Origin of the sequence: Comamonas guangdongensis, from assembly GCF_041079535.1 — a bacterium.
Lineage (GTDB): Bacteria > Pseudomonadota > Gammaproteobacteria > Burkholderiales > Burkholderiaceae_C > Comamonas > Comamonas guangdongensis.
Window position 1 is genome coordinate 53,346 of sequence record NZ_JBFYGN010000017.1, and the last position, 23,814, is coordinate 77,159.

18 protein-coding genes are annotated in these 23,814 nt (G+C 66.4%); 10 read left to right on the forward strand and 8 right to left on the reverse strand.

Going from position 1 to position 23,814, the window contains the following annotated elements; genetic code table 11:
* Positions 1-196 precede the first annotated feature (196 nt).
* The 4 genes from AB6724_RS14815 to AB6724_RS14830 all read left to right on the forward strand — a co-directional run bounded on the left by AB6724_RS14815 (position 197) and on the right by AB6724_RS14830 (position 7,973).
* A complete protein-coding gene (locus AB6724_RS14815; protein WP_369339294.1) occupies positions 197-2,377 on the forward strand; it encodes a cyanophycin synthetase in 2,181 nt (726 codons plus the stop codon).
* A gap of 69 nt (positions 2,378-2,446) precedes the next feature.
* Positions 2,447-5,017, forward strand: coding sequence for a cyanophycin synthetase (gene cphA / locus AB6724_RS14820; RefSeq protein WP_369339295.1), 2,571 nt, complete (start codon positions 2,447-2,449; stop codon positions 5,015-5,017).
* Positions 5,018-5,172: 155 nt separating this feature from the next.
* Positions 5,173-5,544, forward strand: coding sequence for a DUF2946 family protein (locus tag AB6724_RS14825; RefSeq protein ID WP_369339296.1), 372 nt, complete (start codon positions 5,173-5,175; stop codon positions 5,542-5,544).
* Between the two features lie 113 nt (positions 5,545-5,657).
* A complete protein-coding gene (locus tag AB6724_RS14830) occupies positions 5,658-7,973 on the forward strand; it encodes a TonB-dependent receptor (protein WP_369339297.1) in 2,316 nt (771 codons plus the stop codon).
* A gap of 6 nt (positions 7,974-7,979) precedes the next feature.
* Here the strand turns inward: AB6724_RS14830 and AB6724_RS14835 are convergent, their stop codons facing one another.
* A complete protein-coding gene (locus AB6724_RS14835) occupies positions 7,980-9,191 on the reverse strand; it encodes an MFS transporter (protein ID WP_369339298.1) in 1,212 nt (403 codons plus the stop codon).
* A 268-nt stretch (positions 9,192-9,459) separates the two neighbouring features.
* On the opposite strand from AB6724_RS14835, the gene AB6724_RS14840 reads away from it, so the two are divergent.
* Complete coding sequence (locus tag AB6724_RS14840; protein WP_369339299.1) at positions 9,460-9,963, forward strand: CreA family protein; 504 nt, start codon at positions 9,460-9,462, stop codon at positions 9,961-9,963.
* Between the two features lie 124 nt (positions 9,964-10,087).
* Here the strand turns inward: AB6724_RS14840 and AB6724_RS14845 are convergent, their stop codons facing one another.
* Positions 10,088-10,990 (reverse strand): LysR family transcriptional regulator, encoded by a 903-nt coding sequence (locus tag AB6724_RS14845; RefSeq protein WP_369339300.1) that lies wholly within the window; start codon positions 10,988-10,990, stop codon positions 10,088-10,090.
* Between the two features lie 491 nt (positions 10,991-11,481).
* On the opposite strand from AB6724_RS14845, the gene AB6724_RS14850 reads away from it, so the two are divergent.
* The 5 genes from AB6724_RS14850 (at position 11,482) to mctP (ending at position 17,066) form a co-directional block, all read left to right on the forward strand.
* Positions 11,482-12,570, forward strand: a complete 1,089-nt coding sequence (locus AB6724_RS14850; protein WP_369339301.1) for a YeiH family protein — start codon at positions 11,482-11,484, stop codon at positions 12,568-12,570.
* Positions 12,571-12,752: 182 nt separating this feature from the next.
* On the forward strand, positions 12,753-13,223 hold the full coding sequence (locus AB6724_RS14855; RefSeq protein WP_369339302.1) for a MarR family winged helix-turn-helix transcriptional regulator: 471 nt from the start codon (positions 12,753-12,755) through the stop codon (positions 13,221-13,223).
* A complete protein-coding gene (locus tag AB6724_RS14860) occupies positions 13,220-15,214 on the forward strand; it encodes an FUSC family protein (protein ID WP_369339303.1) in 1,995 nt (664 codons plus the stop codon). The genes AB6724_RS14855 and AB6724_RS14860 overlap by 4 nt, the downstream gene beginning before the upstream one ends.
* A 164-nt stretch (positions 15,215-15,378) precedes the next feature.
* Positions 15,379-15,570, forward strand: a complete 192-nt coding sequence (locus AB6724_RS14865; RefSeq protein WP_369339304.1) for a DUF3311 domain-containing protein — start codon at positions 15,379-15,381, stop codon at positions 15,568-15,570.
* Entirely contained in the window at positions 15,567-17,066 is a 1,500-nt protein-coding gene (gene mctP / locus AB6724_RS14870; RefSeq protein ID WP_369339305.1) for a monocarboxylate uptake permease MctP, read from the forward strand. The genes AB6724_RS14865 and mctP overlap by 4 nt, the downstream gene beginning before the upstream one ends.
* Positions 17,067-17,243: 177 nt before the next feature.
* Here the strand turns inward: mctP and AB6724_RS14875 are convergent, their stop codons facing one another.
* The 6 genes from AB6724_RS14875 to AB6724_RS14900 form a co-directional block, all read right to left on the reverse strand.
* The gene (locus tag AB6724_RS14875; RefSeq protein WP_369339306.1) at positions 17,244-18,686 is read right to left on the reverse strand and encodes an NAD-dependent succinate-semialdehyde dehydrogenase; all 1,443 of its coding nucleotides are present in this window, start codon (positions 18,684-18,686) and stop codon (positions 17,244-17,246) included.
* A 212-nt stretch (positions 18,687-18,898) separates the two neighbouring features.
* On the reverse strand, positions 18,899-19,246 hold the full coding sequence (locus AB6724_RS14880) for a hypothetical protein (RefSeq protein ID WP_369339307.1): 348 nt from the start codon (positions 19,244-19,246) through the stop codon (positions 18,899-18,901).
* Between the two features lie 79 nt (positions 19,247-19,325).
* A complete protein-coding gene (locus tag AB6724_RS14885) occupies positions 19,326-19,847 on the reverse strand; it encodes a hypothetical protein (protein WP_283487263.1) in 522 nt (173 codons plus the stop codon).
* On the reverse strand, positions 19,840-20,163 hold the full coding sequence (locus AB6724_RS14890) for a hypothetical protein (RefSeq protein WP_369339308.1): 324 nt from the start codon (positions 20,161-20,163) through the stop codon (positions 19,840-19,842). The genes AB6724_RS14885 and AB6724_RS14890 overlap by 8 nt, the downstream gene beginning before the upstream one ends.
* A gap of 40 nt (positions 20,164-20,203) precedes the next feature.
* Positions 20,204-20,620: a ribosomal maturation YjgA family protein gene (locus tag AB6724_RS14895; protein ID WP_369339309.1), complete on the reverse strand. Its 417-nt coding sequence runs from the start codon at positions 20,618-20,620 to the stop codon at positions 20,204-20,206.
* A gap of 60 nt (positions 20,621-20,680) precedes the next feature.
* Positions 20,681-23,557 (reverse strand): Hsp70 family protein, encoded by a 2,877-nt coding sequence (locus AB6724_RS14900; protein WP_369339310.1) that lies wholly within the window; start codon positions 23,555-23,557, stop codon positions 20,681-20,683.
* Between the last annotated feature and the right edge of the window lie 257 nt (positions 23,558-23,814).

The following is a 23,814-nucleotide window of genomic DNA, read 5'->3' on the forward strand; positions in this document are numbered from 1 at the left end:
CAAGACTCATGCGTGCCAGCGCATCGGCATGATGGCGAACGCGGCAGCGCCCGACGTTCGATACACCCTGGTTAACGCGCGAACCTGCGTTTAGGCTGACAAGCTACACAATGCCAATTCTGAGCGCACAATGCCAACCCATCTGGGCAGGATGCCCAAAAAGTCCTGCTCTCCCCATTTTTACCCGCTGACTGACATGGCGAAATTCAACGACATCCAACTCTTGCGCACTACCTTTCTGCGTGGCCCCAGTGTCTGGACCTACCGCCCCGTACTGGAGGTATGGCTGGATCTGGGAGAGCTGGAGGACTACCCGTCCAACAAGATTCCCGGCCTGAATGAGCGCCTGACCAGCTGGCTGCCCGACCTGGTCGAGCACACCTGCGGCGTGGGCGAACGCGGCGGCTTCATCCAGCGCCTCGAAGGCGGCACCTGGATGGGCCATGTGCTGGAGCATGTGGTCATCGAACTGCTGAACCTGGCCGGCATGCCCGCCGAGTTCGGCCAGACCCGCGAGATTTCCAAGCGCGGCGTGTACCGCATGGTGTTCCGCTGCCCCGAGGAGGCCGTGGCCCGCGTGGCCCTGGAATACGGGCACAAGCTGCTGATGGCCGCCATCAACGACGAAGCTTTCGAGCTCAAGCCCGCCATCCACGCCATCAAGACGGCCATCAACGACCGCTACCTCGGCCCCTCGACGGGCTGCATCGTCGATGCGGCCAGCGAGCGCCGCATCCCCCATATCCGCCTGAACGACGGCAACCTGGTACAGCTGGGCTACGGCGCGGCCCAGCGTCGCATCTGGACCGCCGAATCCGACCAGACCAGCGCCATTGCCGAAGGCATTGCCCAGGACAAGGACTTCACCAAGCGCCTGCTGGCCGCCTGCGGCGTGCCCGTGCCCGAGGGCCAGATCGTGCGCAGCCCCGAGGAAGCCTGGGAAGTCGCGCAGGACATCGGTTTCCCCGTCACCGTCAAGCCTTCCGACGGCAACCATGCGCGCGGCGTGACCCTGGAGCTGTCCCAGGAAGCCGATATCAAGGCCGCGTTTGCGCTGGCCGAGCCCGAGGGCTCGGACGTGATCGTCGAGAAATTCATCGACGGCGTGGAGCACCGCCTGCTGGTGGTGGGCGGCAAGGTGGTGGCCGCGACCAAGGGCGAGACCGTCTCCGTCTACGGCAACGGCAAGGCCACGCTGCGCGAGCTGGTGGAAGTGCTGAACCAGGACCCGCGCCGCGGCCCCGAGCAGGAATATCCGCTGGACTGGATCAACCTGGAGGCCGGCGCCGTCAAGCTCGAACTCAACCGCCAGCATGTCACGCCCGACTCCGTGATTCCCCAGGGCCAGGGCGTGCTGCTGCAGCGCAACGGCAATATGGCCATCGACTGCCTGGATGACGTGCATCCCGACGTGGCCTACTACGCCACGCTGGCGGCCAAGATCGTGGGCCTGGACATTGCCGGCATGGACATGATCCTCAAGGACGTGTCCCAGCCCATGCAGGGCCAGGGCGCCATTCTCGAAGTCAACGCCGGCCCCGGCCTGCTGATGCACCTCAAGCCCACCAGCGGCGCACCGCGCCCCGTGGGCATGGCGATCGCCGACCACCTGTTCCCGCGCGAGGACGGCCCCGGCGCCGGCCGCATCCCCGTGGTGGGCATCGTGGGTACGCGGGGCAACGCCTTCATCTCGCGCCTGGTCGGCTGGCTGCTGCAGCTGTCGGGCAAGCTGACCGGCGTGGCCTGCAGCGAAGGCATGTTCCTGGCCAACCGCCAGACCCAGAAGACCAATACCGCCAACTGGGCCGGCGCCCACCGCCTGCTGACCAACCGCCTGGCCCAGGCCGCGGTGATCCAGACCACCTCTCGCTCCATCCTCGAGGAAGGCCTGGCCTATGACCGCTGCCTGGTCGGCGTGGTCACCGACATGGACGGCTACGAAGCCCTGGCCGACCACGATGTGCTCGAGCCCGGCCAGATGCGCCGCGTGATCCGCACCCAGATCGACGTGGTGCTGGACGAAGGCGCGGGCGTGCTCAACGCCGACCTGCCCGAGGTGGCCGAGCTCGCCGAGCTCTGCGATGGCGAAGTGATTCTGTACTCCACCGACGCCGGCAATGCCGCGGTCGCCGCTCACCGCGCCAACACCGAGGCCCAGCACGAGGGTGGCCGTGCCGTCTTCGTCAAGGGCAGCAACGTGGTGCTGGCCACCGGTGCGCAGGAGCGCGTGCTGGGCACGCTCGAGGCCTTGAGCCTGCCCGGCGGCAAGCGCCCCGACACGCCGGCCCTGCTGGCCGCGATTGCTACCGCCTGGGCACTGGATATCACGCCCGACCTGATCGGCGCCGGTATCAAGACCTTCGAGTACAACGCTTAATTTCACGCCACCCACGACGAAATGCATGCACGGCCGGCCCTGCGCCGGCCTGCGAGCCGAAAGAAAACTATGCAGATCAACCGCATCCGAGCCTTGCGTGGCCCCAACCTCTGGACTCGCAGCACCGCCATCGAGGCCATCGTGCACTGCGAAGACAGCGAACAGCTGTACACGGCCATCCCCGGCTTCGAAGAAAAGCTGCGCGCGCGCTTCCCGACCATCGCCACGCTGCAGCCCCATGGCGCGGACCAGCGACTGTCGCTGGCCCATGTGCTGGAAGTCGCGGCCCTGTCGCTGCAGGCCCAGGCCGGCTGCCCCGTGACCTTCAGCCGCACCCACGAGACCGTGGAGCGCGGCACCTTCCAGGTGGTCGTCGAATACTCCGAGGAAGCCGTGGGCAAGCGGGCCATGGAAAAGGCCGAGGCCCTGATCCAGGCCGCGCTGAACGACACCCCGTTTGACGCCGACGCCGTCATCGCCGAGCTGCGCGAGCTCGACGAGGACGACCGCATCGGCCCCTCGACCGGCGCCATCGTCGATGCGGCCGTGGCCCGCGGCATTCCGTTCCGCCGCCTGACCACAGGCTCGCTGGTGCAGCTGGGCTGGGGCTCCAAGGCCCGCCGCTTCCAGGCGGCCGAGCTGGACTCGACCAGCGCCGTGGCCGAATCCATCGCCCAGGACAAGGACCTGACCAAGCGCCTGCTGCACGCGGCCGGCGTGCCCGTGCCGCTGGGCCGCCCCGTGGCCGATGTCGAAGACGCCTGGGCCGTCGCCCAGGAAGTGGGCCTGCCCGTGGTGGTCAAGCCCCAGGACGGCAACCAGGGCAAGGGCGTGGTGGTCAACATCACCACCCGCGAAGGCCTGGAGGCCGCCTACAAGACGGCCAGCGAATTCGGCGACGAAATCATGGTCGAGCGCTTTCTGCCGGGCCATGACTTCCGCCTGCTGGTGGTCGGCGGCCAGCTGGTGGCCGCGGCCCGCCGCGAGCCGCCCCAGGTGCTGGGCGACGGTCAGCACACGATTCGCGAGCTGGTCGACATCGTCAACCAGGACCCGCGCCGCGGCTCCGGCCACGGCACGGCGCTGACCAAGGTCCGCCTGGACGACATCGCCATCGCGCGCATTGCCAGCGAAGGCCTGAGCCCCGACAGCGTGCCCGCCCAGGGCCAGCGCGTGGTGCTGCGCAACAATGCCAATCTGTCCACGGGCGGCAGCGCCACCGATGTGACCGATGACGTGCACCCCGAAATCGCCGCGCGCGCCATCGAGGCCGCCCAGACCATCGGCCTGCACATCTGCGGCGTGGACGTGGTCTGCGAGACCATGCTCAAGCCCCTGGAAGAGCAAAGCGGCGGCATCGTGGAAGTGAATGCCGCGCCCGGCCTGCGCATGCACCTGGCACCCTCCTTCGGCAAGCCCCGCAATGTGGGCGTGCCCATGGTGGACGAGCTGTTCGCGCCCGGCAACGACGGCCGCATTCCGCTGGTCGCCGTCACTGGCACCAACGGCAAGACCACGACCACGCGCGTGATCGCCCATCTGTTCACCTCGCACGGCTGGCGCACGGCCATGACGAATACCGATGGCGTCTACGTCAACGGCCGCCAGATCGACAGCGGCGACTGTTCGGGCCCGCGCAGCGCACGCAACGCCCTGGCCCACCCCGAGACCGATGCGGCCGTGCTCGAATGCGCACGCGGCGGCATTCTGCGCGAAGGCCTGGGCTTCGACCGCTGCCAGGTGGCCGTGGTCACCAATGTGGGCGAAGGCGACCACCTGGGCCTGAACTTCATCACTACCAAGGAAGATGTGGGCGTGCTCAAGCGCGTCATCGTGCAGAACGTGGCCCCCGACGGCTATGCCGTGCTCAACGCCGCCGACCCGCTGGTCGCCGCCATGGCCCATGTCTGCCCCGGCAAGGTCATCTTCTTTGCCGCCGACCGCCACCACCCGGTGATGGCCACGCACCGCGCCCAGGGCAGCCGCGTGGTCTATGTGGACGGCGACTCCATCGTGGCCGCCGAGGGCTCGTGGCGCGAGTCCATTCCGATGCGCGAGATTCCGCTCACGCGCAACGGCAGCATCACCTTCCAGGTGGAAAACGTGATGGCCTCCATCGGTGCCGCCTGGGCTGCAGGCCTGCCCTGGCAGACCATACGCCGCGGCCTGGCCGGCTTCCTCAACGACAGCGACAACGCACCCGCACGCTTCAACGTGATGGAGTACAGGGGCGCGACCATCATCGCCGACTACGGCCACAACCCCGACGCCATACGCGCGCTGTCCCAGGCCGTGGAAGCCATGCCCGCCAAGAAGCGCAGCGTGGTGATCTCCGGCGCCGGCGACCGCCGCGACCAGGACATCGTCGAGCAGACCCAGATCCTGGGCAAGGTGTTCGACGACGTGATCCTGTACCAGGACGCCTGCCAGCGCGGCCGCGAGGACGGCGAAGTCCTGACCCTGCTGAAGAAGGGCCTGGAAGGCGCGCCGCGCACCAGCTACAGCACCGAAATCCATGGCGAGTTCATCGCCATCGACCACGCTCTGGCCCGCCTGCAACCCGGCGACCTGTGCCTGGTGCTGGTGGATCAGGTGGAAGAGGCGCTGGAGCATCTGCGCCAGCATGTGGCCCATCAGTAAACACTGAGCGCCCGCCACAAAGCCCGGCCAAGCGCCGGGCTTTTCTTATGAAAAATAGAGCATTATTCCCAGGCAGAATAAGTGCTTGCCGCGTATTCACGGGATTGCAAGGCACGGCAGCTGCCGTATGATGCGCGCATCTCCGCCGTCCGCCCATGTCTTTGCATTCACTTCGCCGTATCGCCACCTGCCTGCTGGGCCGGTGGGTGCTGGCATGGTTTGCGCTGTCCATAGGCGTGGCCGTGGCTTCGCCTCTGCTGCAGACCCAGGGCTTTGAGCTGATCTGCACCAGCACCGGTGCCGTGAAGATGATCGCCAAGGGCGAGGATGGCGGCACCCTGGGCGCGGGCCATCTGGACTGCCCCATGTGCCTGCCGCATGTGGCGCCGCCACCGCCGCTGCTGCAGCTGCCGGTCCCCACGCAATCGCCGCTATGGCATGCGCTGCAGCCCGTGCAGGCCGCGCGCATCGCCGCCATCACGGCCGCACCCCTGCCCGCGCGCGGGCCTCCTGTGTCTTACCTCTGAAATCTCTCTGGCCATAGCCATGCCAGGCACTGCCCGCTCACGCGGCCAGTGCGCACGGCCGTGGCCGCTATCGGATTCACGAGGGGGCCGCCCCGGCCCCGAGGTAAGCATTGATGAAAAAGCATTTTCTGCCACTCATGGCGAGTGGCATCGCCCTGCCGTGGCTGGCCCAGACGGCCTGGGCCCAGAACGACGCCACGGACACTCCCGAGCGCAGCAAGACGCTGGGCGTGGTCACCGTCAACGGCGGCCAGCCCAGCTCGCTGCCCACGCAGATCCCGACCACCATAGAAGGCATCACGCGCGAGGAGATCGAGACCCGCATCAACGCCACGGACAGCGAGGACGCGCTCAAGTACATGCCCAGCCTGCTGGTGCGCAAGCGCTATATCGGCGACTACAACCACGCCATCCTCTCCACCCGGGCTTCGGGCACGGGCAATAGCGCGCGCTCCGCGGTCTATGCGGACGGCATTCTGCTGTCCAACTATCTGGGCAACGGCATTGCCAACGGCAGCAACTACGCACCGCGCTGGGGCCTGGTCACGCCCGAGGAAATCGAGCGCGTGGACGTGATGTACGGCCCGTTTTCCGCGGCCTACCCAGGCAACTCCGCAGGCGCCGTGGTGGACTATGTGACCCGCATGCCGGACAAGCTCGAAGCCCATGTGGCGGCCGGCTACTCTTCCCAGCCCAACCATCTCTATGGCAGCAGCCAAACCTTCAACAGCTGGAACAGCAGCGCCTCCATAGGCAGCAGAAGCGGCGACTGGTCGTTCTGGATCAATGTCAACCACACCGACAGCCAGGGCCAGCCGCTGACCTTCGCCACCGCGACCCAGGCATCCGGCAAGCCCGGCAGCGCGGGCATCCCCGTCAGCGGCGCCATCCCGGGGCTCAACACCACCAACCTGCCCTGGTACATCCTGGGCGCGGGCACGCAGTACCGTACCCAGCAGGATCACGCCAAGATCAAGCTGGCCTACGACATCACGCCGACCCTACGCGCCAGCTACACCCTGGGCTGGTGGCAGAACAGCTCCAAGGGCCGGCCGCAAAGCTATCTGCGCGGCCCCGACGGCCAGCCCGTCTACAGCGGCCCCATCAATATCGACGGCAAGAGCTACACGCTGTCGCCCACGGCCTTTGGCCTGTCCAACGACGACCAGACCCACACCATGCACGGCGTCTCGGTCAAGAGCCATACCCAAGGCCGTTTCGACTGGGAACTCAGCGCCAGCCTCTACGACTACGGCCGGGACCAGCAGCGCGTGCCCACGGTGGCCATGCCGGCCGCCGCGCTGGGCGGCAGCGGCACGTTGCAGGACCAGGGCGGCACGGGCTGGAACACCCTGGCCGCCAAGGGCACCTGGCGCCCCCAAGGCCTGCAGGGCGCGCATATCGTGGACTTCGGCCTGGGCCGCGATGCCTACAAGCTCAATATCAGCAAGTACAACGTGCAGGGAGACTGGCTGTCCGGCCCCGCCAATCTGCAGTCCCTGGTGAGCCAGGTCGGCGGACGCAGCGAAACCAGCTACCTCTGGGCGCAGGACAGCTGGCGCCTGGCGCCGCAATGGAAGGCCGTGCTGGGCCTGCGCTGGGAAGACTGGAGCGCGAGCCAGGGCCGCACGGCAACCGCCGGCAGCCAGCTGGCCTATGACCGGCGCAGCGAAGCGCATTTCTCGCCCAAGGCCGCGCTGGCCTATCAGCTAAGCCGCGACACCACGCTCAAGGCCTCCATAGGCCGGGCCGTGCGCTTTCCGACCGTGGGCGAGCTCTACGGCGCGACCACGGGCGGCGCGCTGTCCTTCATCAACAACCCTTATCTCAAGCCCGAGCAGTCCTGGACCAGCGAGCTCTCGGCCGAGAAGGACCTGGGCAACGGCCTGCTGCGCGCCACGCTGTTTCATGAAACCACCAAGGACGCGCTCTACAGCCAGCTGATTCCCGGCACCACCACCTCGGCCGTGCAGAACGTGGACAAGGTGCGCACCACGGGCCTGGAGCTCGCCTATGCGGCGCAATCCGTGGGGATCCGCGGGCTGGATCTGGGCGCAAGCCTGACCTATGCCGACTCGAGGATCGTGGCCAACGCCGCCAACCCGGCCAGCGTGGGCAAGTGGCAGCCGCGCGTGCCGCGCTGGCGTGCCACGGCCTATGCGACCTACCAGCCCAGCGACCGCTGGGCCTTCACGGTCGCGGCGCGCTACAGCGGCCGCCAGTACTCGAACCTGGACAACAGCGATGTCAATGCCGGCACCTATATGGGGGCCAGCAAATACTTCACCGTGGATCTGCGCGCCCGCTACCAGATCGACAAGCAGCTGTCCGCGGCCTTTGGCATAGACAACGCCAACAACTACCAATACTGGAACTTCCACCCCTATCCGCAGCGCACCTACAGCGCCTCGCTGCGCTGGGATATGTGAGTGCGCTCAGCGCGCGGCCATGGCCAGCAGCCCATGGCTGTTGCGCATGCGGAAAGTCCCCATGGCCGCCAGCAGGGCCAGCGCCAGGCCCAGGGCGCAAGCGCCCTGCCAGCCGCCGCGGCTCCAGGCCAGGGTGCCCAGGGCAGAGCCCGCGGCCGCGCCCAGAAAATAGCCGGTCATATAAACGGCATTCATGCGCCCGCGCGCCGCGGGCAGCAGCTGGGCCACGCTGGCCTGGTTGGTGATGTTCAGGCATTGCAGGCCCAGATCTATCACCACCATGCCCAGGACAAACCAGCCCAGGTGCGCGCCGCCCCACCAGAGCATGGGCCAGGACAGCAGCAGGGCCAGGGCGCCGATCGCACAGCTCACGCGGCCCAGGCCCTTGTCCACCAGGCGTCCGGCCTGGGTCGCGACCAGCGCGCCGGCCGCCCCCGCCAGGCCGATCAGACCGATCTGCCCGTCATCCAGGCCCAGCGGCCCGCCCGACAGCTGCAGCGCCATGGTCGAGAACAGCACGCTGACCGAGGCGAATGCCAGGGCGCTGACCAGGGTGCGCTGGCGCAGTCCGACCTGGCTGCACAGCAGCTGCCACATGCTGCTCAGCACCTGTGGATAACTGACAGGGCTGAGATTGCGCGATGCGGGCAGGGCCTGCCACAGCCATAGCGCGACCACCACCATGATGGCCGCCGCCCCCTGGTAGACGGCCTGCCAGCCCCAGGCCTCGGAGACCATGCCGGCCACGCTGCGCGCCAGCAAAATGCCCAGCAGCAGCCCGCTCATGACCCAGCCCACGGCCCTGCCGCTCTGGCCCGGCAGGGCCAGGGCCGCCGCCATGGGCACCAGCACCTGGGCCGCCACCGAGAACAGGCCCGCCACCAGGGTTCCGAGCAGAAACACAGGCAAGCTCTGGGCCTGACCGCACAGGGCCTGGCCCGCGGCGGCCAGCAGCATCAGGGCCACGGCCAGGCCACGGCGCTGCAGCTTGTCGCCCAGCGGCGCCAGCAGCAGCAGGCCGGCCGCATAGGCGGTCTGCGCCAGCGTCACGCTGGAGGCGGCAGCGGCTTCGTCCACGCCGAAATGCTCGGCAATCGAATGCAGCAGCGGCTGGTTGAAGTAATTGCCACCCGCGCACAGGCCGCAGGCCAGTGCCATCAGCAACAGGGAAGAAGCACCCAGGCCTTGCGGCGCGGCTGCAGCGGAGTTCTCGGACATCGGAAAAACGCGTGATGGCGGCTGCCCGGCAAGGCGGCCGCGAATACAGGGATATGGGATAGGGAGGGCGAAGCCCATGCCGGGTGGCTGCCCGCAGGCAGGCCGGCTTTGCGGCAAGGCCGCATTGCAGGAATGCAGGCGGCTCGCCAGATGCCCGATTGTCGCCAGCGGTCCCGAACTCCGCTGCACGCGGCCCCAATGCCCCCGAAGCTCACCAAGGGTTAACCCTTGGCAATCAGAGCACAGCGCGCCGGCCGCCAACGGGCTTATGCTTTCGGGCATGAAACCTCTTACCTTCCTCCTGGCCGCCTGCGCTGCCGCGGCCGCAGCCGTCTCGTTCATGAGCCTGAGCCACGCCGAGCAGATCGGCGCCGTGGACACGGTCTTCAAGTTCATCGGCCCGGACCACAAGATCGTGGTCGATGCCTATGACGACCCCAAGGTGCCGGGCGTGACCTGCTATGTCTCGCGGGCCAAGACCGGCGGCATCAAGGGCGGGCTGGGCCTGGCCGAGGACCGCTCCGAGGCCTCCATCGCCTGCCTGGCCACGGGCGCCATCCAGTTCCCGGCAGCGCTCAAGCAGCAGGAGGAGGTGTTCACCGAGCGCACCTCGCTGCTGTTCAAGCGCCTGCGGGTGGTGCGCATGGTGGACGCCAAGCGCAACGCCCTGGTCTATATGACCTATTCGGACCGCGTGATCGAAGGCTCGCCGCAGAACAGCGTGACGGCCGTGGCCGTGCCCCAGGGCACGGCGATTCCGCTGAAACAGTAAGGCACCCAAACCCAGCGCACTCCAGCCCAGGGACGCCAGGCAAGAGCCGCCTCGCAGCGAGGGCGTCGTCCCCCTCCCGCGAAGCGAGAGAGGGCGACGTGCAAAGGGGAAGCCGCGCAGCGGCTCAGGGGTTGCTATCTCTACAAGCCTGCACGAAGGCGGCCAGCGCGGGCGAGCGCCGCTTGCCCGCGCGCTGCACCAGAGAGAAATGCCGCCACATGCGCGGCAGCGTGGTCGGCAGGATTTCCAGCTCCTGGGTCTGCAGTTGGGCCTGGACCAGCACGCGCGACAGGCAGCTGATGCCCAGGCCCTGGGCCACGCAGCGCGCAATCGCCTCGGAGCTGCCCAGGGTGGCCGCGGCCGGCAGCTGGTGCAGATGGGGCAGCAGCGCATGCTCGACCATCTCGCGTGTGCCCGAGCCCGGCTCGCGCAGCAACCAGGCAGCCTTGCGCAGCGAGGCCACGCCCAGCGGCTTGAGCCGCGCCTGCTGCGCCAGCGGGTCCCGGGGCGCGGCGACGATCACCAGCTCGTCGCGCAGCCAGGGCTCCACCTCCAGACCCTGCCAGTGGCTGCTGCCCTCGATCAGCCCCATGTCCACCTCCATGGCCTGCACGGCCTCGCCCACCTCCTGCGTATTCGCGATCTGCAGGTCCACGCGCACCAGCGGATGGGATCTGGCCAGCCGCGCCAGCACCTCGGGCAGTGCATACGTACCTATGGTGGTACTGGCCGCCACGCGCAGGCGCACCGGCATATTGGCGGCCCGGGCGGAAAAAGCCTCTTCGATGCCGCGCGCCTGCTCCAGCACGGCCAGGGCCTGCGGCAGCAGGGCGCGGCCCGCGTCGTTGAGCACCAGGCGCTTGCCCACGCGCTCGAACAGCTGCACGCCCAGGCCCTGCTCCAGCTGCTGCAGCGCCGCGCTCGTCGCGGACTGCGACAGCGCTACGGTTTCTGCAGCAGCAACCGTCGTTCCGCTCTGGGCTACGGCGCAAAAAATCTCGAACTGGCGCAGGGTGAGGTGCAGCATGGCTTGGCGGCTTGGTGGAGGAGGATGCGGTGACGGGCAGGCCTGGCGGCATGGGCCGCAGAACTTCCGCTTAGCCGAAAAACTCGGCCATCAATCATGAATCTACCTGTTTTATAGGTTGATCTTACAAAAACTATTCGTTATACAAATATAACCAACAAATCTAAAGTGACCTCCAGGCTCGCGGTCCGATCTCTTGTCGGCCCTCAGAGCGTGTTCACGGTCTCTACGCAGCCGCGTTGGAGCGCAATCGGGATGAGTTCGAAGCGATGGCTCGCCGCTTGCACCAGGGTGCAAGCCAGAGACAGCGCGCTGAAATCGCCCGATTTCGCACCAACCCTTCGGGACAGCGGCTTTGCGGGCGGTCTGCAGCGTTGCAAATCCTCGCAATAGCGTGGCTATTGCTGCGGTGTTGCGCCTTGCACCCCATCCCGCAAAGCCGCTGTCGCGGCGCGAGGAGATCGTGAACACGCTCTCAACGAAAGGTCACGATGAACACCACCACTCTCAAGAACTCCTCCCAGCCGGCCGGCTGGATGCAGAAAACCGGCGGCATGTTGCCCGGCCTGCTGCTGGCGGCCGCCATTGCCGCCGTGGCCACCTGGGCCGCTCAATTTCCCTTCATCCGCTCCAACGGCCTGAGCGCGCTGACGCTGGCCATCCTCATCGGCCTGGTCATAGGCAACACCGTCTACCCCTCGCTTGCGGGCAGCTGCGCCAGCGGCGTGGGCTTTGCCAAGGCGCGTCTGCTGCGCACCGGCATCGTGCTCTACGGTCTGCGCCTGACCTTTCAGGACATAGGCCAGGTCGGCATGGCCGGCGTGCTCATCGATGCGCTGGTGCTGGCCAGCACCTTCCTCCTGGCCCAGTGGGTGGGCCGCAAGCTGCTGGGCCTGGACAAGCGCACCACCATGCTGGTGGGCGCGGGCGCCTCCATCTGCGGCGCCGCGGCCGTGCTGGCCACCGAGCCCGTGGCCAAGGGCCGCTCCGAAGACGTGGCCGTGGCCGTGGCCACCGTGGTGGTGTTCGGCACCGTAGGCACTTTTCTCTACCCGGCGCTGTTCCACTGGAATGCGGAATACGGCTGGCTCAACACCAGCCTGCAGCAGTACGGAGTGTTCGTGGGCTCCACCGTGCACGAGGTCGCCCAGGTCGTGGCCGCCGGCGAAGCCATAGGCAGCCAGGCCGCCGATACCGCGGTGATCGCCAAGATGGTGCGTGTGATGATGCTGGCGCCGTTTCTGCTGATGCTGTCCATGTGGCTGTCGCGCAGCGAGCGCGCCGAGGGCGTGAGCCAGGGCCGTGCCGGCGGCAAGATCACCATTCCCTGGTTTGCGCTGGGCTTTGTGGCCATGGCCGGCGTGAATTCCCTGGGCCTGCTGCCCGAGGCCATCGTGAGCTGGGGCGTGCAACTGGACAACGCGCTGCTGGCCATCGCCATGGCCGCCCTGGGCCTGACCACCCATATAGGCGCGGTGCGCGCCGCGGGCACCAAGCCGCTGCTGCTGGCCCTGATCCTGTTCGCCTGGCTGCTGGTCGCGGGCCTGCTGCTGAATCTGTGGATTCCCACGCTGTTTTGATAGCTGCCTGCGCTTGATCAGCAAATAGATCAAGCCAAAAGCATGAGGAAACCAAAGTCAGGAGAGCGCAAACCGCTCTCCTTTTTTTGGCTCAAAGCAAAACCAAGGGAATACCCTTTATATTCATGCAGACCAAATTAATTTGAACTGCAAATTAATTGCAAGCACAGCAAAATACAGCCATGTCTTTTGCCGATGCCCCCTCCCGCGACCGTCTGGGTTTTCTCATGGTCACCCTCACCCGCCAGTGGCGCCGCCTGGTTGAAGAGCAGCTGGCCGCCAGCGGCCTGACCGACGCCACCTGGACGCCGCTGATCCATCTGCGCGCCTGGGGCGACGGCGTGACGCAGAAGGAGCTGGCCGAGCGCGTGGGCCTGGACGGCTCCAGCCTGGTGCGCCTGCTGGACATTCTGGAAGGCCACGGCTGGGTCGAGCGCCGTGCCGACGCCGCCGACCGCCGCAGCAAGCGCATCTTTCTGACCGCGGGCGGCAATGCCGCCGTGGACCGCATCCGCGCCACCATGCTGCAGGCCGAGCTATCCATGCTGCAGGACCTCGACGACGCCGAGGTGGAGGCCATGCTGGGCAGCGTCAACAAGATCCGCGCGCGCATGGAACAGCTGCATGTGGGCCGCGACGAGGAGCGCGCATGAGCCTGGCCGCCTACGACCATCTGCTGGAGCGCGCCGCCCGCTGGGGCTTTGACAGCGCGCGGCTGCGCCAGCATCTGCGCACGGCTTTTGCGGTCTGTATCGCCGTGTTCGCGGCCTGGGCCCTGGGACTCGAGCATCCGCAATGGGCGGGCATGACGGTCTGGGCCGCCTCCCAGCCGCTGCGCGGCCAGCTGCTCGAGAAAAGCTTTTTCCGCGTCGCGGGCACCATCGTCGGCACGGCCGCCGGCGTGGTCCTGGTGTTGATTGCGCGCGGCGACCTGCTGTGGCTGGTCACGGGCCTGGCCGTATGGATGGGCCTGTGCGCAGGCCTGGGCAATCTGCAGCGCAGCTTTGCCTCCTACGGCACCATGCTGGCCGGCTATTCGGCCTCCATGGTGGCTTTGCTGGACAACGGCAACCCCGCCCATGTCTACGCACTGGGCTGGGATCGCTTGTTTACCGCGCTGACCGGCGTGGTCGCGGCCCTTGTCGTGGGCTGGCTGTTCACGCCGGTGGGCGCTGAAATCCCCGGCAACGGCAAGGTGCGCCGACTCTGCGCCCGCCTGCTGCGCGATATTGCGGAGGCCGCACAGGCCACGGCCCGAGGCCAGAGCAACCTCAGCCCCAGGGATCTGGCCGAACGGCTGGCCGCGATGGCCGTCATTGAAGAAGGCCTCGACCCGCATGCCGCCGGCTCGCAGCGCTCTCGCCGCGCCGTGCGCGCGCTGCGCCGCCTGATCAATACACAGATCTCGGCCCTGCTCTGGCTACGCGACAGCACGGGCAAAACCATCACTCCCGAGTTCTCGGCCGAACAGGCACAGGCCATGACGGCCGCACTGGAGCAGGCCGCCAAGCTGCTGGAGACCCAGCCCGCACCGCTGGCCGCCATTGAAGCCATCGCCACGGCCCGCGCGGCCGCTGCGGGCTGGGGCCATGCCGAGGAAATCCTGACCAATCTGGGTCTGGCCCTGCAGGCCCATTTTGTGGCTGCCAGCGATCTGACCCTGCCCGCCCACCACCGCGCACGCCAGCTGCCCGTGGTGCTGCACAGCGACTGGGTGGGCGCACGCCGCGCCATGCTGCGCGCCTTCAGCGCCATCTTTCTGGTGGGCCTGATCTGGGTGATCACCGGCTGGCATGGCGGCGCCTATATGCTCTTGGGCCTGTCGGTGATGATCACCGTGTTCTCCTCCTTCGAGAACCCGGCCTTCACCATGCGCTATGTCATTCTGGGGCAGGCCATGGGCGCGGTCGTGGCGCTGATCTGCCAATGGTTTGCCTGGCCGTTTGCCAACAGCCAGTTGCAGATGGTGCTGATGATGCTGCCCTTCATCTTCATCGGCGCGCTGCTGTTCAGCCACCGCCGCACCATGCTGTCGGGCTATGACTGCAACATGGTCATCCTGCTCGCGCTGTGGCCGCATTTCCCCTACCAGCTGGATGTGGGCCACTCCCTGTCCATGGCCTTCGCCATCGTCACCGGCCCGCTGGCCGGCTGGGCTGCTTATCGCTTCATCCTGCCCATCACCGTGCAAGGCCGGCTCAACGGTCTGCGCGCCATGATGGTGCATGAACTGCAGGACATGGCTGCCGCACCGCTGCATGCGCGCGACGTGCGCGTCTGGCGCGCCCGTCTCTACCACCGGCTGCTGCGCCTGGTGCGCGCCTCCGAAAAGGTCAGCGCCCCCGCCGTGCAGGATGCCGCCGACTGCGGCCTGGCCGCGCTGCGCGTGGGCAAGGCCGTGTTGATTCTGCACGCATTGGAAGACGATCTGCCTTTATCCGAAAGCACCTTGCGCGGCGTGCGCAGCGCGCTGCAAAGACTGCAGCAGTTGCCCGACGCCCCCGCCAAGGCCGTGCCACTGCTGCAAGGTGTGGCCCGGCGCATACAGCAGCGCCAGCCCGAGCAGGCTCTGCAACTGCGGCTGGCCGCCCAGGACATAGGCGCACACCAGGACTTTTTTGCCAGCACCGCCAGCCTTGCCTGATGGCGATCGCCCGGAAAAGCCGCTCTCGCAGCGGCTTTTTTCTTTCCGGCGCCCTCGGTTCGGCCGCCTGCGGCCGCGATACCCCTGATGCCTCCGCGGAGGATGCGCAGCCCCTGCCGCAGGCGTACAGTAATTGAACGTCCATCCGTGGAAAGGCAACCGCCATGTGGGTGCTGCTCCTTCTGCCGTTCATCGGCCTGCTGTACGTGCCGCTGTACAACCATGCACAGCCCACGCTGTTCGGCTTCCCGTTCTTCTACTGGTATCAGCTGCTCTGGGTGTTCATCAGCGCCCTGCTGACCTGGCTGGTCTACCGCCACTATTTCGGCGCGTCCGACGAGGAGCAGACATCATGAGCGGCGCCACCATCCACTGGACCGCGCTCGCGGTCTTCGTGTTCTTCTTCGCGCTGGTCACGGTGCTGGGCTTCGTCGCCACGCGCTGGCAGCGCGGGGCCGCAGCACCGGCCCAGCATCTTGACGAATGGGGCCTGGGCGGCCGGCGCTTCGGCGGCTGGATCACCTGGTTCCTCGTGGGCGGCGACTTCTACACGGCCTATACCGTGATCGCGGTGCCGGCCCTGGTCTACGCGGTCGGCGCCTACGGCTTCTTCGCCCTGCCCTACACCATCGTGGTCTACCCCATAGTCTTCGCGATCATGCCGCGGCTGTGGCAGGCGGCCCGCAAGGCCGGCCATGTGACCGCGGCCGACGTGGTCTACGGCCACTACGGTTCGCGCACGCTGGAGCTGGCCGTGGCCCTCACGGGCGTGATCGCCACCATGCCCTATATCGCGCTGCAGCTGGTCGGCATGCAGGTGGTGATCCAGGCCCTGGGCCTGCAGGGAGAGCTGCCGCTGGCCCTGGCCTTCGTGATCCTGGCGCTCTACACCTACTCGGCCGGGCTGCGCGCGCCGGCGCTGATCGCCTTCGTCAAGGACTTGATGATCTACATCGTGGTGCTCGCCGCCGTGGTGCTGGTGCCGGCCAAGCTCGGCGGCTACGCGGCCGTGTTCCAGGCCGCGGACAGCGCCTTCGCGGCCAAGGGCGGCAGCACGGGCCTGCTGCTGGAGCCCGCCCAGATGCTGCCCTATGCCACGCTGGCCCTGGGCTCGGCACTGGCGGCCTTCATGTACCCGCACACGCTGACCGGCATCTTCGCGGCCAAGAGCGCCAACACCATCCGCAAGAATGCGGTGTTCCTGCCCGCCTATACGCTGCTGCTGGGCCTGATCGCCCTGCTGGGCTATATGGCCTATGCCGCACACCTGAGCATCAAGACGCCCAACGATGTGGTGCCGGCACTGTTCGCCACGCTGTTCCCCGAGTGGTTCAGCGGCTTCGCGTTCGCGGCCATCGCCATCGGCGCCCTGGTGCCTGCGGCCGTGATGTCCATAGGCGCGGCCAACCTGTTCACGCGCAATTTTTGGAAGGCCTATGTGAACCCCGAAGTGACGCCCGAAGGCCAGGCCAAGGTGGCCAAGCTGGCTTCGCTGGTCGTCAAGCTCGGTGCGCTGGTGTTCATACTGTTCGTGCCCACGCAATTCGCTCTGTACCTGCAACTGCTGGGCGGCGTCTGGATAGTCCAGACCTTCCCCGCTGTGGTCTGCGGCCTGTTCTACAAGGGGCTGCGCGCTCCGGCCCTGCTCACGGGCTGGGCCGTGGGCATGCTGGCGGGCACGGCCCTGGCGTTTGCCGACGGCATCAAACCGGTCCATGCGTTTGTGCTCGGCGGCCACAGTTTCGCGGTCTACACGGGACTGTTCGCGCTGCTGCTCAACTTCGTGGCCGTGCTGGCCGTGCAGGCCTTGCTGTCCGTGGGGCACCATGAGACGCCCCATGCACATGCCTGAGCCTGCGACCCGATTGAGACCGCCCATGAAAAAAGCCACTGTGACCACACAGCGGCTTTGCTGAAGGGGATGCAGCGCCAGAATCAACGCTGAACCCGCCAGAGACGCCAAGCAAGAGCCGCCTCGCGGCGAGGGCGTCGTCCCCCTCCGGGGGAAGCCGCGTAGCGGCTCAGGGGGTTACACGCAAGTGATGGCCACCGCCTTGGAAACCAGATAGGCCTCCAGTGCCTCGGGGCCGCCCTCGGAGCCGTAGCCCGAATCCTTGATGCCGCCGAAGGGCAGCTCGGCCGAAGGCAGAGCCGGCTGGTTCACCCACAACATGCCGGCTTCCACATCCTGGGCCAGCTGGTGGGCGGACTTGAGCGAGCGCGTGAACGCATAGGCAGCCAGGCCATAGGAGAGGCGGTTGGCCTCTTGAATAGCATCCTCGAGTTTGTCAAAGCCGCGAATCGCCGCCACGGGGCCGAAAGGCTCCTGATTGAAGATGTCGGCCGTCAAGGGCACATCGGCCAGCACCGTGGGCGCGAAGAAGTTGCCGGCAGAGCCAAAGGATGCGCCGCCCGTCATCAGCTTGGCACCGCTTTGCTCGGCGTTCTGGATCAGCTGGGTCAGCGCGGTCACGCGGCGCGGATTGGCCAGCGGCCCCATCTGCACGCCTTTCTCCAGGCCGTTGCCCACGTTCAGCGCCTCGGCATGGGCGACCATGGCGCTGGTGAACTCCTCACGCACGCTGTTGTGCACCAGAAAGCGCGTGGGCGAGATGCAGACCTGGCCGGCGTTGCGGAACTTGGCCGCGCCCGCGGCCTTGACCGCCAGCTGCACGTCGGCGTCCTCGGCCACGATCACCGGAGCATGGCCGCCCAGCTCCATGGTGGAGCGCTTCATGTGCTGGCCGGCCAGCGCGGCCAGTTGCTTGCCCACGGCCGTGGAGCCCGTGAAGGTCACCTTGCGGATCACGGGATGGGCAATCAGATATTCGGAAATCTGCGCGGGATTGCCATAGACCAGACCCACCACACCGGCAGGAATGCCGGCATCGACAAAGCACTTGAGCAGGGCGGCGGGAGAGGCCGGGGTTTCCTCGGGCGCCTTGACCAGGAAGGAGCAGCCCGAAGCCAGGGCCGCGCCGATCTTGCGCACGATCTGGTTGACGGGGAAATTCCAGGGCGTGAAGGCCGCCACCGGGCCCACAGGCTCCTTGATCACCAGCTGCTGCTGCTCGGGCCGGCGCGAGGGCACGATGCGGCCGTAGATGCGCAGCGCCTCGTCGGCAAACCACTCGATGATGCCGGCGCCGGCAACGATCTCGACCTTGGCCTCGGCCAGCGGCTTGCCCTGCTCCTGCGTCAGCAACGCTGCAATCTCGTCGGCACGCTCCTTGAGCAGGGCTGCGGCACGGCGCATGATGGCGCCGCGCTCATGGGCAGACACCTTGCGCCAGACCTGAAAGCCCTTGTCTGCCGCCGCCAGGGCGCGGTCCAGGTCAGGAATATCGGCGTGGGCGACATGGCCGATCACCTCGCCCGTGGCCGGATTGCGGACATCAATTTTCTTGCCGCTGGCAGCGTCCTGCCACTGACCGTCGATCAAAAGCTGGGTATCCGGGTATGCAGTGCTCATCGCATGACTCATCTATGTCGGCCGTCATCTCCCTGCAGACTTTCCGGGCCGGGTGTGGAGAACATTCAGGGAAATGCCTGAGCAATTTCAGGCAGAAAAATTCTAGTCATCCATGCTAACTTGCCATGACATGCATGAGACGCCTGGAAAGCAGGGCTAACCCTCAGCCGTCAGCTTGAATGGGGCTCCCCCCGGGGAGCGACAGCCTAAGATCAATGGAGCTTGGGATCGGGAAACGGCAGCTTGTCCTGCGATACGCTGGGCTGGGCCTGCCACCGCTTGCCCTGCTTGAAGAAATCAATCTGGGTCTCATTGGTGGCCGCCCCCAAGGTCACGGTCACGGTACATGCAAGCTGCCCCGGATGGCTGGCCTCGACTGCTGCGATGCAGGTTCCGAGTTGCACCTTGGAAGGCCGTGGAAGATCCGAGCCCGAGAACATCTCGACAATCGCCGCAGTGGCCTCTGCAGTGCTGGGTAAAACCAGGCTTTGCGCCTGCGCCATCAGCGTGCAGCCCAGCAGCAGAAATACTGGGAGCCAAGCTTTCTTAGTTTGGGACATGGGCCATTTCCATCGTTGCCTGAGACCGGGGCAGCTTAATAGGCTTCCATCGACTGTTGTATCCCGATGTGCCTCGACGTCACCAGACAAGCAGCCTGCCCTTGGGATATTTGCCGCCTTCCCAGCCACAGGGCATGTGGCCTGACGCATAGACCTTGAGCAGTGCATGAAAGAACTGCGGCAGGCCGCGCTGCTGACGGTAGGCATGCTCCATGCACAGCGCCAATATGTCCCACTGCACGCAATGCAGAAAATCCACATCCAGCCCCTGCTGCTGCGCATAGGGCCGCCAGAATTCTTCCGCCAGCGGCTGCGCCACTTCCACCTTCGCCAGCTGTGTGATGGTGTTCCACTGCTGATAGGCATCGCGTGCATGCACGGCCAGAAAGCCTGTCAGTTCATTGCGCGCCTCCAGCGTGGCGTCTTCCCATTGCGCGGACCCCCATTGGCGCATGGCTTTTTTCAGCGTGGCAGCCGGTGCGACCTCAAACGGCAGGCTTGCAGCAAGATCCGCAGGCAGGCTTTGCCCACAACGCGAAAACCAGGCCATGGCATGCAGGGACTGTACAAACTCGGGCTCAAAGTACACCGTGCTATTCATCGCTCTCGTCCTCCCACTCAGGCAAGGCGCAGCCCTGCATTACCCATTGCGCAAGATGCGGTGACAGCGGCTCACGGCAATCGACGAACAGCGCACCCAGGCCGCAGATCCAGAGCGCACCGTTACCGTCCACCAGAATGCCCCGGCCGCCGCTGTCATCGCCAATCATCAGATGATCTGGTAGGTACTGCGCCACCTCATAGGTTTGGTTGCGTTCTGCCAGATCCTCGGGCGCATAGATCATCAGCCCGTCATCACGCGGCTCGCCCGTCTGCCATGCGGGAAACGCAGGCACGCTGGCCAGATCAAACATCATGCAAAGCTCCGCAGTCAAAAACGCATGGGAAACATGCTGCCTACCTCTGAAGCCACCGCTGCCAGCTCCAGTCCACCACAGCCCCCACGCCAATGCCCAGGACATAGGCCAGTAAATCCAGCGGATCAAAGCCATTACCCAGCACCAGATAGGCCAGCTTGTTGGCGCGCAGCGCCTGCATCCACGGCGCCTGGTACAGCTGCAGGAATTCGATGGCAAAGGCGATCACCAACGACCACGTCACCAGCCGCACCCGTGCAATGGCCGGTCGCAGCCAGACCACGCACAGCAATACCACCCAGGCCCAGAGCGCATCGCCGGGGTAGTTGCCCAGCATGGCCGGAAACGGTGAAAAACTGCGGCGCGAGGCCAGGCCCAGGGCGATGACCAGCAGGGCCAGCAATGTCAACGCCAGGCGGGAGCGCTGAAATTCAGAAACGAAGGAGAAAGGCTTCAAGGCAATAAACAGTAGATCAAGGAATCAAGGAATCGAGCAATCCGGCAACAGCGCAAGAGGTCACAGCAGCACCAACCCCGGCGGCAGGCTGTCGCCCAGGCTGCGCTTCTGGTCCTCGGCCTGCATCTGCACCACCTGCTCGACCATGGCTATCCAGCGTTCAGGCGCACCGCTGCTGCGCATCTTCTCCAGCACCTGTGCTCGCGCCTCATCGGGCAAGTCGCGCGCACGATCACCCGTCATGCGGGCCATCTGCACGGCCGCAAACATGGCGGTTTCGTTCTTGCGCCAATCCTGGTCTAGCGTGGCGTTCAAGAACTCCTGCGCAGCTTCGGGCGGCATGACCAGATGCGCATTGGCCGCCAGCGACTGGCGCGCGGCCAGCCGGCCTATGGCCCACCAGGTCTGCACGGTTTCGCCCTCGCGCTTGAGGCGCTGCAGCATCCACCGGCCCATTTCCTGGCGGTACTGCCAGGGCACGGCCTCCATGGCGGCAAACAGGCGCAACATATCGTCGTAGCTTCCGTGGCTGCTCTTGCTGTTTTTCTGCACGGCCTTTTGCATATGGCCAGCCACGTCTTCTAGCAACTCCATCTGCTGCGCCTCATTGAGGCCGGCCGCCACGCGGCGCCAGAACACCCACCATTCGGTCCAGTTGGACGCCTCTTTGGGATAGCCCAGACCCTGCGCATACAAGGCCCAGACCTGGGCAATGCGCCAGGCGTCGAGCTCTGCACCCACACCGGGACGCAAGCACCAGCCCGCGAGATTGAGCCATACGCGCTCATGCTCGGCCGTGCGGCGGCGGCGCTTGGCGCGCACCAGCAGAGCGTCGAACAGCACCCGCAGCAGGCCCACTTCCCAGCCCTCGCGCGGGCCCAGCAGCTTTTCCAGCGACTGGCGCAGCTGACGCACCTCTTTGGCCGTCACTTCCTGCGCCTGCGTGCCAAAAATCCGGTCGATCTGGGTCACAGCCTCGGTCAGCCTGGGAACGCTGGCTTTCAGTTGATTTGGGCTTTCGGCCTCTGGTACATCTGCGCTGCCGGCCATGGCTTCTGCAGCCACTGCGCCGCGTACGGCAAAAGGCAGCAACCAGGACTGGCTGGCGTCCTGCACCGCCACGCAGCGAACTTCCAGCGTCCCGACCTCGGTCATGCAGGCTTGCAACTGCACCTCGACCTGCGCCTGGGCCCTGCCTTCAGGTGCGGGCAGCACGGCAGACAGGGGGGGCAACTCCACCCAGCCTTCACCACTCAATGCGGCGATCTGCCCGGCCTGCCCCTGGGCCTGGCTCTGACTGCTGGCCAGCAGGTTGAAGCGCACGGCCTGGCCCAGCTTGAGCGCAAAGCGCCGGCCCGAGAGCACGATGCGCACGCCCTCTTCGGTGCCATGCGGCAGCAGGCAGATGCCCTGAGGCGCCTCCTCTTTCTTGCCGGGCAAAAGCAGCCAGTAGCTGCGGGCCGAGCCACCGCCGATGCGGGGCACAATACGTGAAACCTCGCTTTTGATAGCTGCTTGCGCAATCTGAGACTGCGTTTGAGACGGATTTGACTGTGATTCCTGCTGCGCCTGCGCTGCCTGCTGCTGATGTTGGTACTGAGCCAGCCCATAGGCGGCCGCGCCGCGCGCTACGGCCCAGTCGGGGTGCGGGTTGTGCAGCACACGCACAGCACTGCCGCGCCAGTCGCCAAGCTGCTGCGTAAGGCGCTGCACCAGTTCATGGGCATGGAACACGCCGCCGTTGAGCAGCACGGTGTCGGGCAGCGCGCCTGCCGCATGCTGCGACAGAAACTGCGCCAGATGGCGGCTGATGGCCGCATCGGCCGGATACGGCAGGCCAAAGCCGCGCAGCGCGCCCTGGCGCTTGCCCGGCGTATCGCTGAGTTGCACCTGCGGCAAAAAGCCTTCAACCACCGATTGCTGCACCTGCGCCCGGGTCAAGATGGCCGATTGCGTCCTGGCCAGCAGCTTGCTGCCGCCGCCCAGCAAGGTAATGCTTAGCTGATCGGGCGCGTTCTGCGCCAGCAGTTGCTCCTTGGCGATACGGCAGCGCTGCACCAGTTGGGCAAAACGCGCGGTGGGCAGCTTCTGACCCTCGCCGGCAAACGCCCCCTCCAGCTGATGGGCCAGCGCCAGGTCCATGTTGTCGCCGCCCAGCATCAGATGATCGCCCACGGCCGTACGGGTCAGCGCGGGCAGGCCGCCACCGGGCGCTGCCTCAACGCGTATCAGCGTCAAATCGGTCGTACCGCCGCCCACATCGACGACCAGCACCAGCCGGCTGTCTTCCAGCTGCTTGGCCAGCGCATCGCCCTGCAGCAGCAACCAGTCGTGAAAAGCCGCCTTGGGCTCTTCCAGCAACTGCACGCCGGACAGCCCGGCCAGCTGCGCAGCCTCCAGCGTCAGCGCGCGTGCGCCTTCGTCAAACGAGGCTGGCACCGTCAGCACCACGGTTTGCTGATGCAGCGGGGCTGCAGGATGAGCCCGGTCCCAGGCCGCTCTGACATGGGCCAGATAGGAGGCCGAGGCCGCCAGTGGCGAGATCTTGACCACATCGTCACCTGCGCCCCAGGGCAGTATGGGCGCCGTGCGGTCCACGCCGTTATGCGACAACCAGCTTTTGGCACTGGCTACCAAGCGGTGGGGCACGGCAGCACCCAGGTCACGCGCCCAGCGGCCTATAACGGCCGGGGCATCGGTACTCGCCTCTTGCGGCGGCCAGGGCTGCTGCCAGGCTTCGCCCAGCTCACCGGGCGCGGCCTGATAGCGCACCGAGGGCAACAGGGGCTGGGAGACCACCTCGCCCGCCGTGCTGCGCTGGGGAATGTCGAGCAACGCAATATCGTCCGCAGCTCCGTCCAGCGGAACACTTGCGACCACCGTGTGGCTGGTGCCCAGGTCAATGCCAACGGCGAGGATGGGACAGGATGGATGCATGGACTGAGACGAGGACGCGAAAAACGGTGTCGCCAATCGTAACAAGACCCGGATGCCCGAACCTGGCGGCGGGACGGGGCCGGCAAGGCATGAACATCACAATCAGGCACCAGCATTGCTGGGCATCACGACGACTCGGGCTTTGCTTTTGCGGGCGGGGCCAGACATTGGCATCGCCCCGTGCATGCTTTCATGTCATGCATCAATGCAAAACATGAGCTGCCTGCGCATGTCACACAAGGGCAAAAGCCATATTC

Bases quoted from the DNA above. Each gene is read 5' to 3' on its own strand.
- AB6724_RS14815 (WP_369339294.1), top strand. From the start codon at position 197: ATGGCGAAATTCAACGACATCCAACTCTTGCGCACTACCTTTCTGCGT.
- cphA (WP_369339295.1), top strand. From the start codon at position 2,447: ATGCAGATCAACCGCATCCGAGCCTTGCGTGGCCCCAACCTCTGGACT.
- AB6724_RS14825 (WP_369339296.1), top strand. From the start codon at position 5,173: ATGTCTTTGCATTCACTTCGCCGTATCGCCACCTGCCTGCTGGGCCGG.
- AB6724_RS14830 (WP_369339297.1), top strand. From the start codon at position 5,658: ATGAAAAAGCATTTTCTGCCACTCATGGCGAGTGGCATCGCCCTGCCG.
- AB6724_RS14835 (WP_369339298.1), bottom strand. From the start codon at position 9,191: ATGTCCGAGAACTCCGCTGCAGCCGCGCCGCAAGGCCTGGGTGCTTCT.
- AB6724_RS14840 (WP_369339299.1), top strand. From the start codon at position 9,460: ATGCTTTCGGGCATGAAACCTCTTACCTTCCTCCTGGCCGCCTGCGCT.
- AB6724_RS14845 (WP_369339300.1), bottom strand. From the start codon at position 10,990: ATGCTGCACCTCACCCTGCGCCAGTTCGAGATTTTTTGCGCCGTAGCC.
- AB6724_RS14850 (WP_369339301.1), top strand. From the start codon at position 11,482: ATGAACACCACCACTCTCAAGAACTCCTCCCAGCCGGCCGGCTGGATG.
- AB6724_RS14855 (WP_369339302.1), top strand. From the start codon at position 12,753: ATGTCTTTTGCCGATGCCCCCTCCCGCGACCGTCTGGGTTTTCTCATG.
- AB6724_RS14860 (WP_369339303.1), top strand. From the start codon at position 13,220: ATGAGCCTGGCCGCCTACGACCATCTGCTGGAGCGCGCCGCCCGCTGG.
- AB6724_RS14865 (WP_369339304.1), top strand. From the start codon at position 15,379: ATGTGGGTGCTGCTCCTTCTGCCGTTCATCGGCCTGCTGTACGTGCCG.
- mctP (WP_369339305.1), top strand. From the start codon at position 15,567: ATGAGCGGCGCCACCATCCACTGGACCGCGCTCGCGGTCTTCGTGTTC.
- AB6724_RS14875 (WP_369339306.1), bottom strand. From the start codon at position 18,686: ATGAGCACTGCATACCCGGATACCCAGCTTTTGATCGACGGTCAGTGG.
- AB6724_RS14880 (WP_369339307.1), bottom strand. From the start codon at position 19,246: ATGTCCCAAACTAAGAAAGCTTGGCTCCCAGTATTTCTGCTGCTGGGC.
- AB6724_RS14885 (WP_283487263.1), bottom strand. From the start codon at position 19,847: ATGAATAGCACGGTGTACTTTGAGCCCGAGTTTGTACAGTCCCTGCAT.
- AB6724_RS14890 (WP_369339308.1), bottom strand. From the start codon at position 20,163: ATGATGTTTGATCTGGCCAGCGTGCCTGCGTTTCCCGCATGGCAGACG.
- AB6724_RS14900 (WP_369339310.1), bottom strand. From the start codon at position 23,557: ATGCATCCATCCTGTCCCATCCTCGCCGTTGGCATTGACCTGGGCACC.